Source organism: Glycomyces sp. MUSA5-2, assembly GCF_037034145.1.
GTDB lineage: Bacteria > Actinomycetota > Actinomycetes > Mycobacteriales > Micromonosporaceae > Glycomyces > Glycomyces artemisiae.
On record NZ_JBAGKG010000003.1, the window covers coordinates 606,306 to 626,746 of the forward strand.

Annotated in this window: 20 protein-coding genes and 1 pseudogene; 10 read left to right on the forward strand and 11 right to left on the reverse strand. The window is 74.1% G+C overall.

All coding sequences use genetic code 11. From position 1 onward, the window contains the following. Positions 1 to 13 precede the first annotated feature (13 nt). The 5 genes from WA640_RS12965 to WA640_RS12985 all read right to left on the reverse strand — a co-directional run bounded on the left by WA640_RS12965 (position 14) and on the right by WA640_RS12985 (position 6,282). Complete coding sequence (locus WA640_RS12965) at positions 14 to 1,276, reverse strand: J domain-containing protein (protein WP_335988088.1); 1,263 nt, start codon at positions 1,274 to 1,276, stop codon at positions 14 to 16. 482 nt (positions 1,277 to 1,758) lie between these two features. Continuing rightward, positions 1,759 to 2,247: a hypothetical protein gene (locus tag WA640_RS12970; protein WP_335988090.1), complete on the reverse strand. Its 489-nt coding sequence runs from the start codon at positions 2,245 to 2,247 to the stop codon at positions 1,759 to 1,761. Beyond that, positions 2,240 to 4,171 carry a dynamin family protein gene (locus WA640_RS12975; protein WP_106365697.1) on the reverse strand — a complete coding sequence of 644 codons (1,932 nt, stop codon included), beginning with the start codon at positions 4,169 to 4,171 and terminating at the stop codon, positions 2,240 to 2,242. The genes WA640_RS12970 and WA640_RS12975 overlap by 8 nt, the downstream gene beginning before the upstream one ends. Continuing rightward, positions 4,168 to 4,758 carry a nucleotide exchange factor GrpE gene (locus tag WA640_RS12980; protein WP_335988091.1) on the reverse strand — a complete coding sequence of 197 codons (591 nt, stop codon included), beginning with the start codon at positions 4,756 to 4,758 and terminating at the stop codon, positions 4,168 to 4,170. Before WA640_RS12980 ends, WA640_RS12975 begins: the two co-directional genes overlap by 4 nt. A 33-nt stretch (positions 4,759 to 4,791) precedes the next feature. Beyond that, positions 4,792 to 6,282: a dynamin family protein gene (locus tag WA640_RS12985; protein ID WP_335988092.1), complete on the reverse strand. Its 1,491-nt coding sequence runs from the start codon at positions 6,280 to 6,282 to the stop codon at positions 4,792 to 4,794. 209 nt (positions 6,283 to 6,491) lie between these two features. Between WA640_RS12985 and WA640_RS12990 the strand changes: the two genes are divergently transcribed. Beyond that, positions 6,492 to 8,912, forward strand: coding sequence for a helix-turn-helix transcriptional regulator (locus WA640_RS12990; protein ID WP_335988094.1), 2,421 nt, complete (start codon positions 6,492 to 6,494; stop codon positions 8,910 to 8,912). Then, the gene (locus tag WA640_RS12995) at positions 8,912 to 9,424 is read left to right on the forward strand and encodes a LuxR family transcriptional regulator (RefSeq protein ID WP_106365695.1); all 513 of its coding nucleotides are present in this window, start codon (positions 8,912 to 8,914) and stop codon (positions 9,422 to 9,424) included. Before WA640_RS12990 ends, WA640_RS12995 begins: the two co-directional genes overlap by 1 nt. A gap of 73 nt (positions 9,425 to 9,497) precedes the next feature. On the opposite strand, the gene WA640_RS13000 is transcribed toward WA640_RS12995, so the two are convergent. Continuing rightward, positions 9,498 to 10,193, reverse strand: a complete 696-nt coding sequence (locus WA640_RS13000; RefSeq protein WP_335988095.1) for a hypothetical protein — start codon at positions 10,191 to 10,193, stop codon at positions 9,498 to 9,500. Between the two features lie 161 nt (positions 10,194 to 10,354). Here WA640_RS13000 and WA640_RS28845 point away from each other — a divergent pair. Beyond that, positions 10,355 to 11,056 (forward strand): annotated as a pseudogene (locus WA640_RS28845) (helix-turn-helix domain-containing protein); the annotation flags it as partial. A 12-nt stretch (positions 11,057 to 11,068) separates the two neighbouring features. Here WA640_RS28845 and WA640_RS13005 read toward each other — a convergent pair. Then, positions 11,069 to 11,980, reverse strand: a complete 912-nt coding sequence (locus WA640_RS13005; RefSeq protein WP_335988097.1) for a hypothetical protein — start codon at positions 11,978 to 11,980, stop codon at positions 11,069 to 11,071. A 141-nt stretch (positions 11,981 to 12,121) separates the two neighbouring features. Between WA640_RS13005 and WA640_RS13010 the strand changes: the two genes are divergently transcribed. Beyond that, on the forward strand, positions 12,122 to 13,267 hold the full coding sequence (locus WA640_RS13010) for a glycosyltransferase (protein ID WP_335988099.1): 1,146 nt from the start codon (positions 12,122 to 12,124) through the stop codon (positions 13,265 to 13,267). Here WA640_RS13010 and WA640_RS13015 read toward each other — a convergent pair. Next, positions 13,191 to 13,712, reverse strand: coding sequence for a hypothetical protein (locus tag WA640_RS13015; RefSeq protein ID WP_335988100.1), 522 nt, complete (start codon positions 13,710 to 13,712; stop codon positions 13,191 to 13,193). The genes WA640_RS13010 and WA640_RS13015 overlap by 77 nt on opposite strands. 82 nt (positions 13,713 to 13,794) lie before the next feature. Continuing rightward, positions 13,795 to 14,991, reverse strand: coding sequence for a cation:proton antiporter (locus WA640_RS13020; protein ID WP_335988103.1), 1,197 nt, complete (start codon positions 14,989 to 14,991; stop codon positions 13,795 to 13,797). 117 nt (positions 14,992 to 15,108) lie between these two features. Here WA640_RS13020 and trhA point away from each other — a divergent pair, with 117 nt between their 5' ends. The 3 genes from trhA (at position 15,109) to WA640_RS13035 (ending at position 16,794) form a co-directional block, all read left to right on the forward strand. Continuing rightward, positions 15,109 to 15,768, forward strand: coding sequence for a PAQR family membrane homeostasis protein TrhA (trhA, locus tag WA640_RS13025; protein WP_335988104.1), 660 nt, complete (start codon positions 15,109 to 15,111; stop codon positions 15,766 to 15,768). Positions 15,769 to 15,807: 39 nt separating this feature from the next. Next, positions 15,808 to 16,194 carry a J-domain-containing protein gene (locus WA640_RS13030; protein WP_335988105.1) on the forward strand — a complete coding sequence of 129 codons (387 nt, stop codon included), beginning with the start codon at positions 15,808 to 15,810 and terminating at the stop codon, positions 16,192 to 16,194. Positions 16,195 to 16,353: 159 nt separating this feature from the next. Continuing rightward, a complete protein-coding gene (locus tag WA640_RS13035; RefSeq protein WP_335988108.1) occupies positions 16,354 to 16,794 on the forward strand; it encodes a DoxX family protein in 441 nt (146 codons plus the stop codon). Positions 16,795 to 16,858: 64 nt separating this feature from the next. Here WA640_RS13035 and WA640_RS13040 read toward each other — a convergent pair whose 3' ends face one another. Next, entirely contained in the window at positions 16,859 to 17,608 is a 750-nt protein-coding gene (locus tag WA640_RS13040; RefSeq protein WP_335988109.1) for an SAM-dependent methyltransferase, read from the reverse strand. A gap of 64 nt (positions 17,609 to 17,672) precedes the next feature. Between WA640_RS13040 and WA640_RS13045 the strand changes: the two genes are divergently transcribed. After that, positions 17,673 to 17,972 (forward strand): putative quinol monooxygenase, encoded by a 300-nt coding sequence (locus WA640_RS13045; RefSeq protein WP_335988110.1) that lies wholly within the window; start codon positions 17,673 to 17,675, stop codon positions 17,970 to 17,972. A 57-nt stretch (positions 17,973 to 18,029) separates the two neighbouring features. After that, positions 18,030 to 18,620 carry a DinB family protein gene (locus tag WA640_RS13050; RefSeq protein ID WP_335988112.1) on the forward strand — a complete coding sequence of 197 codons (591 nt, stop codon included), beginning with the start codon at positions 18,030 to 18,032 and terminating at the stop codon, positions 18,618 to 18,620. Between the two features lie 63 nt (positions 18,621 to 18,683). Here WA640_RS13050 and WA640_RS13055 read toward each other — a convergent pair whose 3' ends face one another. After that, the gene (locus WA640_RS13055) at positions 18,684 to 19,784 is read right to left on the reverse strand and encodes a hypothetical protein (RefSeq protein ID WP_335988113.1); all 1,101 of its coding nucleotides are present in this window, start codon (positions 19,782 to 19,784) and stop codon (positions 18,684 to 18,686) included. Positions 19,785 to 20,019: 235 nt separating this feature from the next. On the opposite strand from WA640_RS13055, the gene WA640_RS13060 reads away from it, so the two are divergent. Beyond that, entirely contained in the window at positions 20,020 to 20,424 is a 405-nt protein-coding gene (locus WA640_RS13060) for a VOC family protein (RefSeq protein ID WP_106365683.1), read from the forward strand. Positions 20,425 to 20,441: the final 17 nt, after the last annotated feature.

Genomic DNA, 20,441 nt, shown 5'->3' on the forward strand with positions numbered 1-20,441 from the left:
CAGCGTAAGAGTGTCAGGTGCGGACGGCCGGGGTGCGGTCGCCGGTGCGCGGGCCCGGGACGGCGGCGAGGCGCATCCGCAGGGCCTGGAGGACCGGCAGGTCGTAGACCGCGCCCGCCGAGGCGAGCCACAGGCCGATGTCGGCGGCGGCCTGGCCGACCGCGACGTCGTGGACGGCGGCCTCCTCCCCGGCGCGGGCGGCCTCGGGGAGCGTCGGCCACAGGACCCAGCCTTGGACGTGCGCGTCGGGGAGGGCCGCGGTGAGGACCTTGACGGCCTCAGGGAGGTTCACCGAGTCGACGTCGGCGCTGTCGCGGCCGACCGGCGCGCACAGCAGCGCGATCCGGTCGCCGCACACGATCGCGTGCGGCACGCGCGTGTCCGGCTCGGCCGGGAGCGCCACGAACAGGCGCGCGGCCGGCAGGTTCGTGAGGACTTCGCGCAGGAGCTTCCCCGTGGGCCGGTCGGCCTTCGGACGGGTCCCGACGGGCCCGAACGCGTTGAACTGGCGCAGCGCGGCCCCGACCTGGCGGCGCAGCGCGACCGTGTACCGGACCCGTTTCACCGTCCACGCCAGGGCGGCCCCGGTGAGGACGTACACGCCCAGGGCCCACCCCCACGGCGTGGAGGGCCCGGCGAGGGCGATGACCGCGGCGGCGAACAGGGTCGCGAAGATCAGCCGCCCGGTGGGCGGGGGCGGGGCGGTGTCGGGGCGGCGGCGCAGGGCCCGGCTGGTCTGGACGACGACGATCATCGCGATCGCGATCGTCACCGGGATGGCCAGGAGCAGGAAGATCCACGAGTCGGAGGCGAACGCCTGGCCGAGGAACCCCAGGCCCATGAACACCCACACGGCGGCGGCCGCGATGCTGACCGCGGCGGCGATCCACGCCGAGGGCCGGTAGACGGGCCGGGCCAGGCGCAGGCGCGCGTGCCAGGGGACGGCGACGAGGGCGCCTTCGGTCGGGAAGGCGTGCTGGACCGGTTCGGGCGGGGGCGCGACGTTCCAGCCGCGGACCTTCCGGTGGGAGGGCTTGGCGGCGGCCTTGCCGTAGCGGCGGGCGGCGCGGCGCCCGAAGCGCAGCAGGTCGTACTCGCGGCGCAGCCCGGCGTGCGAGAGGGTCTCCCAGGCGCCTTGGACGAGGTGGAACTCGGCCTCGTCGCCGCCGCGGTCGGGATGGGTCTCGCGCAGGCGCCGGCGGTAGGCGGCCTGGATCTCGTTGCGTGGTGCCTGCGGGCTCACCCCGAGGACGCGGTAGTGGTCTGGTTCGTTCACCACGGCTCCCGGTCGGTCGTACGGGGACGGGCCTGTGCCCGGAGAGGGGGATCGGGCGTCGGACTCGACGGTAATGGAGCCCCCAATCTACCGCCGGTTCGCCCCTTTCGGTGTCGGCAGGTCCCGAATTTTCGCACCGCCGCACCCGGACGGGTGAATCCCGGCCCGATCCGCCGCCACAGTGGAGGCCGCGAAGCCGCTTCATGAAACTGCTTGCAGCGCTGGGACCTGCGGTTTCCTTCGCGCCGATGGGGCCGCGTGTTCGATCGGGCGCGCGGCGGACGGGCGGTGCGTTCCTTTGCGTCGCTCCCCACTCGCGGCGGGTTCGGCGACTTCGGACAGTGCCAGGCGGCCATTCGCGTTTGTCGATCCGTGTGCGCGGACGCCGACGGCCCCGCACTCGGTGCGGGGCCGTCGGTCGCGACGACGCGGTCGCGGGGGTCGGTCGGCGGCTGCCGGGCCCGCCGAGCCGGGGCCCGGGGCTAGCCCTGCCAGAAGCGGGCCAGGGCCTGCGCGGCCGGGTCGTCGATGTCGGCGATCGCGTACTCGGACGCGTCGACGGAGTTCACCCACGGCTCGGCCTCGGCCGACCCGAGCGCGTCGAGGTCGACCCACGGGTAGCCGTCGACCGGCTCGGGCACGTCCAGGTCCAGTTCGGGCGGGAACGTCGGCGGGTTGTCGGCCTCGTCGAGGAGCAGGTCCTCATACGTCGCGGCGTAGGCGGTCTCGTCGCCGCCGGTCGCGTCGTCGCCGTCCTCGTCGTACTCGGCGTCGACGCTGAAGCCCTCGTCGAGCGGCTCGTCCTCGTCGAAAGCGTCGTCCTCGAGAGCGAACGCCTCCAGGCCGTCCTCGTCGGGAACCTCGCCGGTGTCGAACTCGTCGAACCCGGGGGCCTCCTCGCCGTCGTCGTCGAGGCCGTCGCCGAACTCGTCCGCGGACGCTTCGGGGTCGAAGGGGTCGAACTCATCCATCGGATTCCTCATCTCCTGGTACGAGGGTGCGGGCCTTGGCGAGCACCTCGTCGAGCTGCTTGACCTTCTGGGCCATGGAGTCGCGGCGCTGCTTGAGCGCGGCCTGCTTCTTCGCGCGGGCGGCCTGGTCGGCCTTCGCGGCGTTCTCGGCCGCGGAGATGCGGGCGTCGAATTCGGCGGCGCGGCGCTCCAGGGCGTCGTCGAGGGTGGAGTTGAACACGAACTCGACCTCGGTGAACCGGAACCCGATCTCCTCGTTGAGGTTCGCGCGGGCCTCGGCGATGACGCGCTGCACCCACTGCTTCGCGGCCTGCCGGTCGCCCTGGATCTTCCTGCGGTACAGCAGGAACGCGGCGGCGGCGAGCCCGATGCCGACACCGGACGCGGTCAAGGCGACGGAGGCGACCGATCCGGCGACGGCGGTCAGGCCGATCATGCCCGCGCCGGCGGTGACCGCGCGCCCGGCCATCATCGCCACACCAGCAGAAGACGCCATGAGGAGCGCGCCGTCCTGGTTCGCGTCGCGGCGGGCCCGGCCCGAGGCCGCGGCCCGCAGGCCCGCGGAGATCGAGTTGGTGGCCTGCATGAGCTCGTCCTCGGTGAACACCTGCCGCAGGACGCGCTCGGCGAGGAGCACGAACCGCTGGTGCAGCTCGCCCGAGAGGCGCGCGGCGATGCCCTGGAGGGCGATGTCGATGCGCTGGGGGAGCGATTCGAGGGCGGCCTTGTTGGCCTTCTCCAACTCGTTCAGCAGGGCCTCTTCGAGCTCCTGGAGGTGGGCGCGCAGGCGCCCCTGGACCTCGATCTTCGCGCGCTGGGTCTCCACGCGCAGCGCGAGGTTCGCCTTCTTCGTCTCGGTGCGGCGGGCGTTGAGGGCCTGCTTCTTCTCCTCCTTCAACCGGTTCGCGGTCTCGGGGTCGGGGTCGTAGGCCTTCATGTCCTCCTGCGCGGAGATCGCCAGGCGGGAGAACTCGGTGCGCACCGCGCGCACGACGTTCGCGGCGACCAGGGCCTTCCCGGCGGCGCCGACCTTGACCAGGGCCCGCTGCATCTTCCCGATCCCGGACTCCTTGGCGAGGGCCTGGCGGGTCGGGCCCTGGGAGTTCAGCGCGTGCTCGGCGAGCATCGCCGAGACGGGGAAGTGCGGGGCGTTGCGGAAGCGGGGCGCGTGCGCCTCGATGAGGGACCGGTTCTCCTCCAGGACCGTCCGCCAGCCCGGGTACGTGTCGGTCTTCGTCAGCGCGAACACCACGAAGTTGACGCGCTTGGACGCTTCGGTGAGGAAGTCCAGCTCGGTCTTCGCCATCGGCGAGGACGCGTCGGTGACCATGATGAGGCAGGTGGCGCGGGCGACCGCTTCGAGGGCGATCTGCGCGTGGTCGGGGTCCAGGCCGCCGGTGCCGGGCGTGTCCACCACGGACATGTGCTTGAGCAGCGCCGACGGGTGCCCGACGAGCATGCGCCGCGGCGGGACCATCCCGGGCGGCATGGTGCCCAGGCGGGTCGCCCAGTTCCGCAGGTCCCCGACGCCCAGGAGCATCGGGTCGGCGGCGCCGGGCTGCCAGGCGCGCACCGACGCCTGCTCGGCGTACGCGAACTCCAGATACGCGGTCGTGGCGACCTGCGCGTCCACCGGCGACAGGCCCGGCATGCCCAGGAGGGCGTTCACCAGCGAGGACTTGCCGCGCTTGGTCTCGCCGACGACGACGGCGACGGGCTTGTCGGGCTGCCAGCGCGCGACCTCGTCGACCTCCGCGGCCGCGCGGGCGTCCACCGTCCGCAATGACGCGTTCCCGGCCTTCGCGGCCTTGGCGCACAGCTTGTGGATCTGGGCGGCCGGGTTCGGTTTCGCGGCGGCCTTCTTCGCGGGCGCCGGATTCGCGGACGCGGCCGCTGCGGCGGCGGGGGCGGCGGTGTCGGTCATGCCCGGACCCCCTGGCCGCGGTAGACGGTGACGATCGGGTGGCGCAGGATGCGGCCGCGGTCGGTGTAGCCGATCTGCTCGGTGCGGGCGATGATGCCCTCGTCGGCGGGGCCGCGGGCGGCGACGGTGGAGCCGGCTTCGTGGACGGCGGGGTCGAAGCGCTGGCCGGTGGCGTCGACCTGGGCGACGCCGACCTTCGCGAACGCGCCGTCGAGGTGCTGGGCGAGCGCGGGGGAGGTGGCGCGGTCCCTCATCCACACGCAGGTCTCGACCAGGACGGTCCGGTCGGCGGCGTTCTGGGCGGCGCGGGCGGAGTCCTGGAGCTGGCCGACGGGGATGGCGCCGGAGGCGGCGCCGGTGCCGGGGGCGGGCGCGAACGGCGGCGGCTGGAGGGGCGCCGCGGCGGCGGGGGCGGTGATGGACTTGCCGGCGATGAAGGCGACGGCGGCGGTGACGAGGACCGAGCCGGCGGCTATGGCCAGGACGCGCGCATCGAACCCGCCGCCGGTGAGGAACACCGCGCCGAGGGCCGCGGCGGCGAGGCCGACGAGGGCCCCCACCAGCGGTCCGCCGAGTCGATTCGTCACTTTGCTCTCCTTATGTGTGAACGCTTGTCGCTGTCAGCCGAGGCGTTGGGCCAGCAGATGGAAACCACGATGCACCACGTTCGCCACCCGCGCCTGGGACGGGGTGGCGCCGCCGTTGGCGAAGGCCCGCCAGCGTGCGGCGGCTTCGATGGCGGCGCGGCGCAGCTGCGGGCGGGCCTCGCCGGGCAGGCCCAGGACGACGCCGGCGTCGTCGGTGAGCGCGAGCCGCGCGACCTCGGCCTCCATGGCCTCAGGGAGCGCGACCTGCCCGGTGGTGACCTGCGCGGCGGCTTCGAGGAGCGGGAGGCGGTGGTATTCGGGGCGGGCGACGATCGACTCGACCGCGCCCCGCAGGAGGTCCCGGTCCGCGGCGGGCCCGGAGGCGGCGGCGGCGTCGAGGCGCCCGAGGGCCCATCCGGCCTTGATGACGTCGGCGCGGACGCCGAAGATCTGGTGGAGGGTGGTGCGCAGCCGCGGGAACCCGGAGGCGGCGAACAGCAGCCGCACCAGTTCACCCGTGGCGAGGTGGGGGCTGGCCTGGAGGTGGGCGATCGCGAAGTGGATGCCGTACAGGTCCAGGCGCTCCAGCAGCCGCCTGCGCTGGTGCTCGTCGACGGGCGACTCGGTGGACAGGAACAGCCCGGCGGAGGCGAGCATGAGCGCCCGCTTCTCCTCGCCGAGCCCGGCGAGGGTGCGCAGGGCCTCGCAGTCCGCGGCGGTCAGCAGGCCCGCTTCGGCGGTCTCGGCGAGGAGCCCGACGACGGGGACGACGTCGCAGACGGCGCGGCGCAGGACGTTCGCCTGGTCCCCGGCGATCGGGCCGGCGACGGGCCAGGGGTCCTGCCCGGGGCCGGGGGCGAGCTTGTCGGCCTTGTTGTACAGGCCCAGGGCGTTCATCGGCGAGGACGACAGCTGCTGCGAGGCCTTCGAGAACGCCTCCAGGGCGTCGACGTCGTCGGCGCGGACCTGCTGGGTGAACACGTAGATGATCGCCTCGGCCGATTCGACGGCGGCCTTGGAGTCGTCGTCGACGTCCTCGGCGATCGGCGCGGCGAACAGCATCTCGCGGGCCGCGTCCGAGATCTCGGTGTTCACCGACTGGAGCCCGGGCGTGTCGACGACGGTGAGGTCGCGGAGGCGGTCGGAGGACAGCTGCACGTCGATCATCGCGGCCTCGTCGGCGGGGATCGGCAGCGACGTCGGGATCATCCCGTTCGCGTCCAGGGGGACGGCGTGCTTGACGCCGTTGCGGGCGACCACGTCGACCCGGTCGGCGGGCCCGTACCGGAACTGGGTCACCACCCGCGTGCACTCCCCGGCGGCCGTGGGCGCGACGCGGCGGCCGATCAGCGCGTTCACGAGTGTGGACTTCCCGGCCTTCAGGCGTCCGGCGACGGCGACGCGAAGGGGCTGCCCGAGCCGGGCCGCGACCTCCTCGACCACGGGGCGCGACGCGGGGGAGACCTTGCCGGCCAGTTCCTCGCACATGCCCGCCACGCTCGTGGTGAGTTGTCCTGCCACCATGGTCCCCGCGTCCGCCCTCTCCTGTAGTCTCGTCGGTCCGTCCGGGCGCTGCGCCCGGTATGCGGCACTCCGGTCGCCGACGCCGGTCTGCGGCATCGAAGCTTCCGCAATATCATGAGAGGCGTCGGCGGTCCGTCGACACACACGAGATTACAAACCGCGACCGCCCGGCCGCCTCCCCCATTCGTGCCACAGCGTTAGGAGCCCCCTTGGCCGCCCCGCCCACGCCCGGACTGGCGCCCCCGATCGCCTCGACGCCCCTCGGGGTCGCCAACCGCGACGATGCCCTGCGCGCCATGGCCGGCGCGCTGGCGGGACCGGGCCTGGTGGTCGTCACCGGCCCGCCCGGGTCGGGGCGGACCCGGCTGCTGGAGCGGCTCGCGCGCGCCTCCAAGCGGCCCGTGCACGCCGGCGGGGGCCTGGCGATGCTCTCGGGGCAGCCCGCGCTCGCGCTGGAGCGGGCGACGCGGGCGCGGATGCCCGCCGACGACCTGCCGCTGCTGGCCGAGGCCGTCTACTCGCGCACCCGCGGGGGCCTGCTCGTCATCGACGACCTCCAGTGGTGCGACGCGGCGACCCTCGCGGTCCTGCCCGTGCTCGCCGAGCGCCTCCCGGTGGCGGCCGCCCTGCGGATCCCCAACCGGCTCGGCGAGGACGCCCTCGCGCGGCTCCTCGCCGCCGCCACCGTCATCGCGGTCCCCGAGCTCACCGAAGCCGAAGCCGCAGCGCTGGTCGCCGAGGCCGCCCCGGCGCTGCCGGCGACCAGGGCCGCGGCGCTCGCCTCCCGCGCGGGCGGCAACCCCCTCGCCCTCACCGCGCTCGCCAAGCGCGCCGCGCACACCGGGCCGGGCGAACCCGACGCGGGCCTGCCCGGCGACCCCGCCTCCGCCGCGGCGGCCGCCATCGCGGACCTGCCCCGGGCCGGGCGCACCGCCCTGGCGGTCCTGGGCCTGCTCGGCCGGCCCGCGCACCCGTCCCTGCTGGGCGAGGGCGCGCAGGTCCTCGCCGACGCCGGGCTCGCCGTCGCCGAGGGGCCGTTCCTGCGCCCGGCGTCGCCGTGGATGGCCGAGATCGCCGCGGGCATCCTCGACACCGAGGCCCGCCGGTCCATGCACGAGCACCTCGCCGACGCCACCCAGGGCGTGGAGTCCGCGCGCCACGCCCACGCCGCCGGACTCGCCGCCCGCGCCCTCGCCACCGCCCTGGCCGCCGCCGACGGCGCCGGCCCGCAGACCCGCGCCGAGGCGCTGCTGCTCGCGGCCGAGATCGACCCCGCGCACGCCGTCCCGGCCGCCCGCGCCGCCCTCGAAGCGGGCCGCACCAACGCCGCGCTGGCGGTCCTCGACCGGGCCCCCGCAGGCGGCGACACCGCCGTCGTGCGCGCCTGGGCGCTCCTGGCGGTCGGCGAGACCGGCCGCGCCCGTGCTGCCCTGAACGATGCCCCCGAGGGCCCCGAGACCGACCAGCTGCGGCTGCTGTGCGCCCCGGCGGCTGAACGCGCGCTCCTGGCCGAGGAGCTGCGGGCCGCCTACCCCGACCTCGCCCATCCCGGGCTCGCCGCGGCGCTCGCCGGGGACGACCCCGACGCGCTCGCCGCCGCCGAAGCGCTCGCGCGCGACGCGGGGGACGCGACGACCGCCGCGTGGTGCGCGTGGTCGCGGGTGATCGCCCTCGCCGACGCCGCGCGCCTCGTCGAGGCCGAAGCGGTCGCCCACGAGGCCGCCGACCGGGCCGGCGCCGACGGCGCCTACTCGTGGCAGACCCGGTTCCTCGCCGCCGCCGCCTGGTGCCTCGTCCTGTCCGGGACGGGCCTGGACAACGTGATCGCCGCCGCGCAGTCCCTGGCCGACCATGCGCTCCCGGCGGTCGCCGACACGCTCATCGCCGCCTCCATCGCCCTCGCCGAAGCCGACACCGGCGCGCTCGGCGCCGCCCGCGCCCGCCTCTCGCGCCTGCACGACGCCCCCGCGGCGCTCGACGGGCTCGTCGCATGGCTGGAGCACGAGACCGCGTGGCTCGACGGCCAGCCCGGCCCCGAAGCCCCCGAGGCCCAGCCGGGCCTGGTCGGCGGGCTCGCGCACATCACCGGCCGGTGGATCGCCTACGACACCGGGACCGAGCCGGTCGCCGCCGACGCCACCCCCTGGCCCGCGCCCGTGGCGACTACGCTCGCCGCGTGGGACAAGGCCGCACCGGGCCCGTTCGCGCAGGCCGCCTCCGCATGGGACGGCCTCGCCGCCCGCGAGCAGGTCCGCTGCCTCCTCGCGCTCGCCGCCCACTCCGGTGAACCCCAGGCCGCTGTCGCGGCCCTCGAAGCGGCCGAGCGGATCGCCGACGAGCACGGCCTCATCGTCCTGGCCGGGCGCGCCCGCCGGGGCCTGCGCCGCCACGACGTGCGCCGCGACCGCCGCTCGGCGCGCGGCGGCGGGGGACTGACCGACCGCGAGGCCGAGGTGCTGCGCCACGTCGCCTCCGGGCACCCGTCGCGGCGGATCGCCGAGATCCTCGGGATCACCGCCGAGACCGTCGAGACGCACATCCGCTCGGGGATGCGCAAGCTCGGCGCGAAGACCCGCACCGAAGCCGCGGTCCTGCTGTCCGCCGCGCCGGCCGAAGGCGGTGAGGGCTGATGGGCGAACAGGTGCCCCTGCATGTCGTCGCGGCCGGGAGCGACGCCGACGCGCTGGTGCGCCGGTGCGCGGCCGCGGGCTGGTCGGCGCACCGCGGGTTCGCGCTCCTGGAGCCCGCGTGGGACCTCGCCGACCGGCGCCTGGTGTGCCACGGGGCCGTCGGCGACGACCACACCGCGTCCCAGGCGGTCCTGGCCGCCGCCCGCGGCGCCGGGATCATCGCCGTCGCCACCGGGCAGCTGGCGCTCAACCTCGCCGCCGACCTGCGCCGCGTCGGCCCCCTCGGCCTCACCCCGGGCAAAGCCGAAGCCGCCGACGGCCTCGACCTGGACGCCGAGCAGCGCGCCCTCCTCTCGCGCCTGGCGGCGGGGTCGACGATCGCCGCCGCCGCCGAAGCCGAGTTCGTCTCGTTGCGCACCGCGAACCGCCGCATCGCCGCCGCCCGCCAGTCCCTGGGCGTCAAGACCACCCGCGAAGCGGTCATGATCTACATCAAGCACGCCCGCGACTAGCCGCCGGAGCCGAGACACAGCCGGGCCCGGTCCGCCTCGCGGCGTCCCGGGCCCGTCGGCTCCGCGGGTGCGGCTACTTCAGCTCGGCGAGGCGCGCTTCGGCCTCTTCGAGCTGGCGGCGCAGGCGGGCGGCCTCCTCGGCGGCCTCGGAGCGGATCTTCTCGACCACTTCGGAGACGACCTCGTTGACCTCGTCCGATCCCGAAGCCTGGCACATCGTCAGCGCGTTCGTGTGGGCGACCTTGGCGCCCTTGACGACCGTGCGCGCGCCGCGGGCCGCGGCCACGGACCACTCGCCGTCCTCATAGGTCAGCGTGACCGTCAGCTCGGGGTGCTTGGCGGCCTGGGCGCGCGGGCGCGCGGCCTTCTTCTTGACCACGGGCTCGGGCGCGGACGGTGCGGGTTCGGTCACGGTCTTCCTCTCGCTCACAACGGGTTTCGGTGCAGGTGTCGGCTCGGGCGCTCTGGTCTCGGGCGCATCGTCGGGCAGCAGGCCGGGCCCGGTCGGCGCGGCGGCGCGCTGGCGCGGCGCCGTCCGCCTCGCCCCCTCGCCGGGGGCGGGCAGGCGCAGCTCCGCCGCGGAGAACGACAGCTCGTCGGACCCGAACGCGACCTGCACGAAGTCGTCGACGCCGGCCGGGTCGAGGGCGACGACCTTCCCGGTGCGCCCGGCGACCTGCCCGGCCGCGTCGGTGAACACCACCTTGGGTTTCTTCCCTTGCGCCAGCACCGCTTCGAGATGGGCGATGTCGGCACTCGACAGTGACATCGGGGGCTCCTTCACATGGGTTCGGAGGCACGGCACTCGAAGGCGCGGCCTGGTGAACTGGACTGCATCCTCCAATACCTACACGCCGGGTCCGACACTGCCCCGCCCCGCAGTCGCGCGCACCGCCGCCGATGTCGGTGCAGCGCGTTACGGTCGAAGCCATGGACACCGCGCCCGGGCGCCCGCCCGCGGCCTACACCGAGCGGCCCGCACCCGACCCGGCCTGGTCGCCGTGCCTGTGGGTGCGCCGCGCCCCGCACCCGGCCACCACCCGGGTCGTCCCCGACGCCTGCACCGACCTGCTGTGGCACGGCGGCCGACTGGAGATCGCGGGCCCCGACACGGGCCCCCGCGACGTCCCCCTCGCCGCCGGGACCGTGATCGCGGGGATCCGGCTGCGCCCCGGCGCGGCCCGGATCCTCCTCGGCGACGTCCCGGCCACCGCGGTCGCCGACGCCCAGCCCGCCCTCGCCGACCTCTGGGACCCCGGGCCGCTCGCCGACCGCCTTGCCGCCGCAGGCGACCCGTGGGACGGTGCCGCGATCCTCGCCGGAGCCCTCGCCGCCCGCGCCGTGCGGTTCGCGCCCGATGCGGCCGCGCTGGCCGCCGCGCGGGCGCTCGACGTGCCCGAGCCCCCGCCCGTCCCGGTCCTGGCCCGGGCCCTCGGGTTCTCCGAGCGGCAGCTGCGCCGCCGCGTCGCGGCCGCGTTCGGCTACGGCCCCAAGACCCTCGAACAGATCCTCCGGTTCCGGCGGGCCACCGCGGCGGGGGAGCGGGGCTGGGCGCGCATCGCAGCCGAGGAGGGGTACGCCGACCAGGCGCACCTGGCCCGGCAGGTGCGCCGCTGGTCCGGCGTCCCGCCGACTCGCCTGCGCTTACGCCGTGCCCTCCCACGCCTTGAGGACCCTGACGGCGTCGACGGTGAACCCCGGGCGGGCCTGGAGCTCGATCCCGTTGTGCCAGCGCCGGTAGTGGATCGGCCAGCCCCCATCCGCGTCCTGCTCGGCGGCCCGGAAGTCCAGGGCCGCACGCATCTCCGCTGGACTGAACCAGGCCGCGGCGGCACTGGCCGGGTCGGGGGCGAAGTCGCAGGCGAGGTGGTGCTCGCCGGGCGCGTACCCCGGCGGCGACTCCACGCCCTCCCAGTCGGCGGGGTCGAGGAGCACCAGGCCCGCCCCGCGCACGAGCTCGCCGATGCGCGCGGCGGCCTTGCCGGCCCAGACCCGGTCGGGTGCGGCGCCGAGGAAGGCCGCGACGCTGAACACCTCGTACGGGTGGCTCGCTTCGAGCGCGTCGATCCGGTCGCGGCAGAACGCGGCCGCGCCGTCGATCCACGGGTGCTCGACCCCGCTGCGCAGCAGGTACCCGGCCGCCCTCGCGGTCGTGAGCAGCCCGCCGCGGTCCTGCGGCGGGGCCTGGACCCACGGCGGGTGCGGGTAGACGCTGATCGTCTCCAAAAGGTCCGGGACACCCCCGTCCGGGGCCGTGTGCACCGCGAGCCAGTCGCACACGCCCGCGCCGGTCGCCTGGTCGAGGACCCCGGCCTCGTCCAGGATCGCCAGCGCCGTCATCGCGGCGAGCGGCTGCGGGTCGGGGCCCTTCACGTCCGGTTCGAGCGCGAACGCGAACCCGCCGTCGCCGGTCCGGTGCGCGAGCACCGCCGCCCGCACCCCTTCACTCGTCCCGGTCCCGGCCAGGCGCGCCATGCGGCGCTGGTCCACCAGGCTCCCGGTGCGCCACACGAACTGCGCGGCGCGCTCCAACTGCTCTGCATCGATCCGTTCCATGGCCCTCACGCTAAAACCCGCGCCCGGCCCCGGGCTTGAACGAATCGGCCAGGCCGTGACGGGCGTGAATATCGGCTGGGGTTCAGTCCCGCGACACTTCCGATTCCCTCCGCCGCCCACCTGCGCCTTTACGCTCCGGTCATGAGAGTCGCACTGGTCACCGAATCCTTCCCGCCGCAGATCAACGGCGTCGCCCGCTCGGTGGCGCGGGCCGCGGCCCACCTCGCGTCGCGCGGGATCGAACCGGTCGTGGTCGCCCCCGCGCCCGGGCCGGGCCCGCGCCCGGTCTTCGACTGGCCCGTCGTCCACGTCCCCTCCGTGCGGCTCCCGGCCTACCGGCACTTCCGCGCCGGACTCGCCACCAAAGCCCTCGACGACGCGCTCGACGCCCACCGGCCCGACGTCGTCCACCTCGCCAGCCCCTTCGGGTACACCGCGCGCGCCGCGGCCTGGGCCGAGCGGCGCGGCGTCCCCGCCGTCGCGGTCTGGCAGACCGACCTGCCCGCCTACACCCGCGCCTACCACCTGACCGCGTTCGAGCAGCTGGTGTGGCAGCGCCTCAAGTCGATCCACTCCCGCGCCGCGGTCAACCTCGCCCTCTCCGAATGCACCGCCCGGTCCCTCACCGCGCAAGGGATCGGCGGCGTCGCGGTCCTGCCGCACGGGGTCGACACCAACCGGTTCCACCCCGCCTTCCGCGACACCACCCTCCACGACGCGCTCGCGCCCGACGGGGAGCTCCTGGTCGGCTACGTGGGCCGCCTGGCCCGCGAGAAGCAGCTGCACTGGCTCGCCGACACCGCCGCGCTCCCTGGCGTGCGCCTGGTGATCGCCGGGGACGGCCCCCGCCGCAAAGCCCTGGAGCGGCTCCTGCCGCAGGCGCAGTTCCTCGGCGCCCTCCACGGCACGGACCTGTCGCGCCTGTACGCCTCCCTCGACCTGTTCGTCCACACCGGGCCGTTCGAGACGTTCGGGCAGACCATCCAGGAGGCCCACGCCTCCGGCGTGCCCGTGCTCGCCGTCGACGCCGGCGGCGCGCCCGAACTGGTCGACCCGGGCGTGGACGGCACCCACTTCCCGGCCGGCGACACCGCCGCGCTGGCAGGGCTCGTCGCCTCCCTCGCCGGGCAGCGGGACGTGCTGCGCCAGTGGGGGCGGCGCGGACGACTGAAAGTCCGCGGCCGCACCTGGGAGGCCGAAGGGGACGCGCTCATCGAGCACTACGGGCGGGCGCTCGCACTGGGGCCGGCGCGCGGCGGCCTGCGCCCACCCGTCCCCACGGCTTGACGTACGACAGGATCGTCGCGCCGAGGTAGACCCCCGAGGACACGATCGGCGCGGCGATCACCTGGTCGTCGAGGACCTGCAACCGGTCCGGGTCGAGGATCGCCGCAGTCGCCTCCAGGCCCGGGAGCAGCGCGAAGACCGTCGCGGCGAACGCGGCCACCGTCGCGATCAGCTTGACGAGGACCCACTTGTGCGACGGTCCCCAGCGGGTCCCGAACATCAGCACCACACCGGTACCGATAGCGACGAGCCCGATCGGGACCGCGATCGCGGAGGCGAGCGCGTCCATGGCGGTCCCGGCCGCGAACTGCACGGCCGCGTCCTCAGTGGTGACGGCCCGGACGCCGAGGACCAGGAGGCTCAGGCTCAAACCGAGCCAGGCGACCGACGAGGCGACGTGGGCGATGACGAAGGCCCGGTACGCGGGGCGGCGGAGTTTTCTCATACCGTCCACGCTCGCCCCCGCGCACGGGCGGGCGCATCGGAGCAGACGCGTATCCGCCCCTACGCCCACCCGCTGACCCCGTCTAGATCGGCTCCGCCGCGACCGCCGCAGTACTGCGCCTCGTCCACTTCAAGCCCACGAGCGGGAACACCAGGACCGACACCATCGCCGCCCCCACCATCGCCGCCGCGACCGCCTCCTCCACCAGGCCCCGCTCCGCCGCAGTCGACGACGCGATGACCACGATCGGCAGCTGCGTCGCCGCGAACGCCGCCAACGCACCCCGGTCCCGCCCCGCCAGCGCCTTCCGCGCGAACAGCCACGTCACCGCCCCGCGCACCACCGCGAACACGAGCAGGAACACCGGGATCAGCGCCAGCGCCACCGGCGACCCGAGCAGCTCGTCCAGATCGAACGTCACACCCGTGTACACGAAGAACACCGGGACGACCGCACCGAACCCGATCCCGTCCAGCTTCGACTGCACCAGCGCCTCCTCCCGCCCGTCCAGCGCCGACAGCAGCACATGCATGCACACCCCCGCCGCGAACGCCCCCAACGCGATATCGACGCCGATCTCCGCCGCCAGCAGCACCGCCCCCAGCAGCACCAGCACCGACAAACGCACCGCCAACTGCGCCGACGTCCCCAACGTCGCCGACAGCAGCCGCCCCACCCGCGCCGACCGCCGCAGCGACCCGATCGCCGCCGCCGCAACCGCAAGACCCGCCAACGCAATAGCCAGCGTCGTCCTCCCCGAATGGTGACCCTCCGAATAGAACAACGCCAGCAACGCGATCGGCGCGAACTCGCCCACCGCCCCCACCGCCATCAGATGCGGCCCCACCGGCCCCGCCAACAGCCCCGAATCCCGCGCGATCGGCAGGATCGTCCCCAGCGCCGTCGACGACACCCCGATCGCCAGAATCAGCACCGCCGCACCGGCACCGGCCGCCCACATCGCCCCCGCCGCCAGCGCGAACGACACCACCCAGCCCGCCGACGCCGCTACGATCGGCCGCCCCCGCACCGCCCGGAAGTCGATCTCATACCCCGCCAGGAAGAACAGCATCGCCAACCCCAGCTGCGAGACCGTCTCCAGCAGCACCCCGGTCTGCACCAGCCCCAGCACCTGCGGCCCGATCACGATGCCCAGCACGATCTCCACCACCACGCCCGGCAGCCGCACCCACCGCTCCAGCCGGTCCACCAGCAGCGGCGCCGCCACCGCCGCCATCGCCAGCACGACCAACTGCACCGACAACCCGTCCCAGTCCACCGCCGGAGCTTAAAGCCCCGCACCGCCCCCCAGGACCCGAAACGGGGCCTAACCCCACCCCGCATCGGGGGAGCAACAGCACTACCGGACAGTAACCAGCGGACGTAGCCTCGAACCATGGCACTGGCACCCGCGATCCACGACCCCAAACCCCGCCTGCGCGGCTGGCTCCACGCCGGCGCCTTCCCCATCGCACTCCTCGCCGGACTCGCCCTCACCGCCACCGCCCCCACCTACGCCGGACGGATCTCCGCCGCGATCTACGTCGCCGCCTCCGCCCTCCTGTTCGGCGTCTCCGCGCTCTACCACCGCACCAACCTCACCCAGCGCGCCACCGCCGCCCTCAAACGCCTCGACCACGCCAACATCTACCTCATCATCGCCGGCACCTACACGCCCATCGCCGTCCTCGCCCTCGACGGCACCGCCCGCACCGCACTCCTCGCCGTCATCTGGACCGGCGCCGCCGCAGGCGTCGTCTTCCGCGTCCTCTGGCACGGCGCCCCGCGCTGGCTCTACACCGCCCTGTACATCGTCCTCGGCTGGGCCGCCGTCTTCGTCACCCCGCAGCTCGCCGCAGGCGCCGGCATCGCCGCCACCGTCCTCATCTTCACCGGCGGGATCCTCTACACCGCCGGCGGCATCGTCTACGCCCTCAAGCGCCCCAACCCGTCCGTGCGCTGGTTCGGATTCCACGAAGTGTTCCACGCCTTCACGATCGCCGCCTACATCGCGCAGTTCGCCGCCGTCGCACTCGTGATCCACTCGGCCGCCTGACGATAGGATCGGCGTACCGACGACGGAGGGAGCGCCGCCATGAGCGACCGCCAAGCCAGGGGAGTGGAACGGGCCATCCAGGAAGCCGAGGCCCGCGGCGAGTTCAAGAACCTCCCCGGCGCCGGAAAACCCCTCCCGGGCATCGGACAGCCCCTGCACGAAGACTGGTGGCTCCACCAGCAGGCCACCCGCGAGAGCATGGGCCTGGACGCCCTCCCGCCCGCACTGCGCCTCGGCAAAGAACGCGAAGACCTCCCCGCGACACTCGACGCCCTCGGTGACGAGGCCGCCGTGCGCGCGGCCGTCGAGGAGCTGAACGGGCGCATCCGCAAGGCCCTCATCGGGCCCGTGGAGGGCCCGCCGCTGCGGTTCGGGCTCATCGACGTCGACGAGGCCGTCGCCGCATGGAAGGTACGCCGCCAGTAGCCGAGCATCGGTCCGGCGGCCACGCTCGACAGTGCTTGCTGCTTGACGGCGTCCTCTTCTTGACAGTGCCCAGATTCACTTGACAGTGTCTAGTTTCAGGCGCATCCTTAACTTGACACTGTCAAGACCGGCTTTGCGCCCCGCACCGAAGGCACACCCATGGCACCCGTCATCACGCTCACCGCCGTCACACTCCTCGCCCGCCTCGCCGGGCTCCTCGGCGCCGACGCCCTCACCGACTGGCAGCTGTGCCTGCGCATCGGCCTCGCCGCCATGTTCACCCTCACCGGCGCCGTCCACTTCCACCCGAAGTTCCGCACCGACATGGCCCGCATGATCCCCGAACGCCTCCCCGCACCCGCGCTCCTCGTCGCCCTCACCGGCGTCCTCGAACTCGCCGGCGCCGCCGGACTCCTCATCCCCGCCACGGCCACCGCCGCAGCCCTGTGCCTCGCCGCGCTCCTGGTCGCCATGTACCCCGCGAACTACTCCGCCGCCAAACGCGGCATCCCCCTCGCCGGATCGCCCGCCACCCCCATCGGCATCCGCACCGCCGAACAGGCCCTCTTCATCGCCCTCTGCGTCCTCGCCGCACTCTGACGAATCCCGCCCCGGGCACGGGAAAGGCCCGGACCCCCACCGGGTCCGGGCCCCTTGCCCACGCCTATAACGCTACCTGGCGTCCCAACGTCAGATACGCGAACCCGAGCAGACCCCGGTGACCCCGCAGCCACCAGGCACGATGCGCATCCGCCGCCGCCCGCACCTCCTCGGCCCGCTCATGGCCCGGATTGGCCTGCAACCAGACCTCCTTGTCCATGAGGAACTCCGACTCGAAGTCGTCCCACTCGTGCTGCTCCACCGACTCCACCCGCAAAGGCCGCAGCCCCGTCGCCACCGCCGCGTCCACCAGGTCCGGCAGCAGCAGCCACTCGTCGGCCTTCGTGTCCGGCCACATCCCCGCCAGCTCCGCCTCCGTGGGCGTGCGCTGCCAGATCCCGTCGCCGAACAGCAGCCGCCCGCCCGGCTTCACCAAAGGCGCCAGCGCCGCCACCGCCTGCGCGCTCGTCCCGAACGCATGCGCCGCACCGATGCAGATCACCAGATCCGCAGGCTCGGTCCAGTCCTCGCCCTGGTACTCCACGAATTCGAGCCGGTCCGCGATGCCGCGGCGGACCGCGCCCGCCCGGCCCCGCTCCAGCAGCTCCAGATCCGAGTCGATCCCCACCGCCTTCGCGCCCGGAACCCGCTCGGTGATGCGCTGGAGCAGCTCGCCCCACCCGCACCCGATGTCGACGATCGACGACGGCGCGAACGCCGCGCAGTCGTCGACCTGCCGGTCGAAACGCCACTTGGCGATGGGGGAGTTGCAGTCGAGGTGGCCGTACCGCGCCGGCCTGTCTTGAGAAGTCATCGCCCGGACCGTAGCAGCGGCCCGCCCAGGGCGCAAACGCGAACCCCCGCCTACACTCACGGCCATGATCCTCGTCCACGCGTACGTCTGGTCCCTACCCGAGCACCGCGACGCCTACCGCGCAGGCCTGCGCGCACTCCAGGAATCCACCCTCGCCAGCGACGAAGGCTGCCTCGACTACCGGTTCTGGGAATCCGTCACCGAACCCGGCGCGTTCGTGTGTGTCGAAGCCTGGACCGACCGCGCCGCCCTCGACGCCCACCTCGCCGCACCCCACCACACCGCCGGCTCCGCGGCCCTCGACCCCTACCGGGCCCGCCCCGCCGACGTCCGCGTCTACGAAGCCCACCCCACCGACCTCTGAAACCCCGGGACCGCAATCGAGATGCACGCGTCGCACCCCGATGGCACACTCGCACCCATGACCGACGACCTCAAACACCACCTCCAGCGATACCTCCAGACCGCCCGCGAAGCCCTCCTGTGGAAACTCGACGGCCTGGGGGAGTACGACCTGCGCCGCCCCCTCACCCCCACCGGCACCAACCTCCTCGGCCTCGTCAAGCACTGCGCCGCCACCGACGTCGAATACTTCGGCCTCTGCTTCGACCGGCCCTTCCCCGACCCGCCCGCCTGGTTCCCCCTCATCGAGACCGTCCCCAACATCGAGATGTGGGCCACCGCCGACGAGACCACCGAATCCATCACCGGCCTCTACAAGCGCGTCTGGGACCACTCCAACGCCACCATCGACGCCCTCGACCTCGACAGCGAAGGCACCGTCCCCTGGTGGCCCGAAGAACGCCGCACCGTCACCCTCGGCCGGATCCTCGTCCACATGATCGCCGAGACCAACCGCCACGCCGGACACGCCGACATCGTCCGCGAGACCATCGACGGCGCCGCCGGGCTGGGCGAACGCAACTCCAACCTCCCGCCCGCCGACCAGTTCGACTGGCCCGCCTACCGCGACCAGGTCGAACAAGCCGCCCGCACCGCAGCAGGCGAATAAGACGAACCGGGGGCCCGCAACCGCACCGGGCCCCCGACACCACGCGACGCCAGGGGAGTACCCCTACTCCCGCGCCGGCACCCGCGCCTCCGCCGCCAGCGCCCGCTCACGCCACGACCCCGCCTCAGCCACAAGCTCGACACGAGCCGCCTCCGCAGCCTCCAACCTGGAAGCCAGCACCCGCAGATCCGCCACCGCCGACGCCGCCTCGCCCTGCAACCGCTCCACCACCGAGCCGCGCTCGGCCGCCAAAGCCGACGCCTGCTCCGCATCCCGACGCGCCACCGCCAACTCCGCGACCAGACCCTCCACACGCGACCGCTCCCGGTCCCGCTCCACCATCACCGACGCCACCCGACCCTCAGCTCGCTCCAGCGCCGCCTCACCGGCCCGCAGCGCCTCAGCCGCCTCCGCCTCCACCCGCTCCGCACGCTCCCGCGCCACCTCCGCCTCACTGCGCGCCGCCACCGCCGCCCGCTCGGCCTCCTCACGGCCCGCGACCGCCGCGTCCCGCGCCACCACCGCAGCCGCAGCCTCGCCCCGCGCCGCCTCCGCATCGCCAACGGCCGCATCACGCTCCGCGACCGCCGCCCGCGCCTCACCCAGCGCCCGACCCGCCTCCTCACGCGCCGCCTCAGCGTCCTTCACCGCCGCCACCCGCGCCGACACCGCCTCCTTCGCCCGCACCTCAGCCGCCTCCGCGACCCCAGTAACCCGCTCCACCTCAGCCACCGCCGCCCCAAGCTCGTCACGCAGCGCCGCCGCACGACCCGCCACCTCGTCCCGCTCCGCACGCGCCGCAGCGACCGCGCTGGCGGCCTCGGACCGGACCTCCGCGATCCGCGCCTCGACCTCCGCGGGGTCCGTCTCGGCCCGCAGCGCCTCAGCGAGCGGCGCCAGCGCCGACGTCATCGACTGCTCGATCTGCTCGTATAGCTCCTCGGCCCGCGCCAGCGCGCCCTCCAGGCCGGGCGTGGCGCGGCGCAGCTCGCGCTGGCGTTTCGCCTGGGAGGCGCAGTCGCCGTCGGCGCAGTACAGGCGGGGCCGTCCGCGGCCGGGCTGCTGCGGGATCGGCGTCCCGCAGCGCTTGCAGAGCGTGACGGTCCGCGGCCCGGCGGCTTGGGCGGTCTGACTGGTCTGGTTGCTGGCATCTGTTTTCGTCATGCCCACAGCCTAACATTATTTATTTCCGGTATTGATATTTAAATAACCGGAAAATAAGCGTGTCGCCTCGCAGTACATAACTCACGAGAAGTGCCGTTCCCGCAAGTTATGAGTCTTGGGGGCCTGACACGACCTTGGGACTGCGCGGCGTCCGCCGGGCCGTTCTGGCCGGTTCGGCTGCCGTTGTCGGCGGGTGCTGCGACGATGGCGGGAGATCGGACGGAAGGAGTCTGCGATGGGTTCGATCCTCAATCCCTACGTGTCGTTCAACGGGAACGCGCGGGAGGCGATGGAGTTCTACCAGTCGGTGCTGGGCGGTGAGCTGAACGTGATGACGTTCGGCGACTCGGGGGTGCCGGACGCCCCGGCCGACCAGGTGATGCACGCGCAGTTGACATCGCCGGCCGGGTACACGGTGATGGCGTCGGACACGCCGCCGGGCATGCCGTACGTGCCGGGCCAGAACATCTCGATCAGCCTCTCGGGCGACGACGGGGACGCGCTGCGCGGGTACTTCGAGGGCCTGTCGGAAGGCGGGTCGGTGAACATCCCGCTGGAGAAGCAGATGTGGGGCGACGAGTTCGGCGCCCTGGTCGACCGGTTCGGGATCGGCTGGATGGTGAACATCGCGGGGAGCTAGTCCCCCGCGGTGAAAAC

Bases quoted from the DNA above. Each gene is read 5' to 3' on its own strand.
- WA640_RS12970 (WP_335988090.1), bottom strand. From the start codon at position 2,247: ATGGATGAGTTCGACCCCTTCGACCCCGAAGCGTCCGCGGACGAGTTC.
- WA640_RS12975 (WP_106365697.1), bottom strand. From the start codon at position 4,171: ATGACCGACACCGCCGCCCCCGCCGCCGCAGCGGCCGCGTCCGCGAAT.
- WA640_RS12985 (WP_335988092.1), bottom strand. From the start codon at position 6,282: ATGGTGGCAGGACAACTCACCACGAGCGTGGCGGGCATGTGCGAGGAA.
- WA640_RS12995 (WP_106365695.1), top strand. From the start codon at position 8,912: ATGGGCGAACAGGTGCCCCTGCATGTCGTCGCGGCCGGGAGCGACGCC.
- WA640_RS13000 (WP_335988095.1), bottom strand. From the start codon at position 10,193: ATGTCACTGTCGAGTGCCGACATCGCCCATCTCGAAGCGGTGCTGGCG.
- WA640_RS13005 (WP_335988097.1), bottom strand. From the start codon at position 11,980: ATGGAACGGATCGATGCAGAGCAGTTGGAGCGCGCCGCGCAGTTCGTG.
- WA640_RS13010 (WP_335988099.1), top strand. From the start codon at position 12,122: ATGAGAGTCGCACTGGTCACCGAATCCTTCCCGCCGCAGATCAACGGC.
- WA640_RS13015 (WP_335988100.1), bottom strand. From the start codon at position 13,712: ATGAGAAAACTCCGCCGCCCCGCGTACCGGGCCTTCGTCATCGCCCAC.
- trhA (WP_335988104.1), top strand. From the start codon at position 15,109: ATGGCACTGGCACCCGCGATCCACGACCCCAAACCCCGCCTGCGCGGC.
- WA640_RS13030 (WP_335988105.1), top strand. From the start codon at position 15,808: ATGAGCGACCGCCAAGCCAGGGGAGTGGAACGGGCCATCCAGGAAGCC.
- WA640_RS13035 (WP_335988108.1), top strand. From the start codon at position 16,354: ATGGCACCCGTCATCACGCTCACCGCCGTCACACTCCTCGCCCGCCTC.
- WA640_RS13040 (WP_335988109.1), bottom strand. From the start codon at position 17,608: ATGACTTCTCAAGACAGGCCGGCGCGGTACGGCCACCTCGACTGCAAC.
- WA640_RS13045 (WP_335988110.1), top strand. From the start codon at position 17,673: ATGATCCTCGTCCACGCGTACGTCTGGTCCCTACCCGAGCACCGCGAC.
- WA640_RS13050 (WP_335988112.1), top strand. From the start codon at position 18,030: ATGACCGACGACCTCAAACACCACCTCCAGCGATACCTCCAGACCGCC.
- WA640_RS13055 (WP_335988113.1), bottom strand. From the start codon at position 19,784: ATGACGAAAACAGATGCCAGCAACCAGACCAGTCAGACCGCCCAAGCC.
- WA640_RS13060 (WP_106365683.1), top strand. From the start codon at position 20,020: ATGGGTTCGATCCTCAATCCCTACGTGTCGTTCAACGGGAACGCGCGG.